The organism is Seonamhaeicola marinus, assembly GCF_008085455.1.
In genome coordinates this window covers 1-210 of record NZ_VSDQ01000375.1, presented here as the reverse complement: position 1 = coordinate 210, position 210 = coordinate 1, and the positions used below count along the sequence as shown (strand labels likewise).

The following is a 210-nucleotide window of genomic DNA, read 5'->3' as shown; positions in this document are numbered from 1 at the left end:
TGTTAAAATGGAAATGAATGATGACACAAAGCAGTACGCACTTATTGAAATACCAAAATCTGTAGAGCGTTTTATTGAATTACCAAAGCAAAACGGACACAGTTATATAATAATGTATGATGATTTGTTAAGGTATTGCTTAAGTGATATTTTTAGCATTTTTGATTATAAAACCATATCTGCTCACATGATTAAAATTACACGTGATGC

The 210-nt window shown here is 29.5% G+C and carries 1 protein-coding gene; it reads left to right on the top strand.

Annotated elements, in window-relative coordinates; all coding sequences use genetic code 11:
* Positions 1-13: 13 nt before the first annotated feature.
* Positions 14-210, top strand: a 197-nt coding sequence (locus FUA24_RS05005; protein ID WP_394344188.1) for a hypothetical protein, incomplete at its 3' end; no start/stop codon positions are given.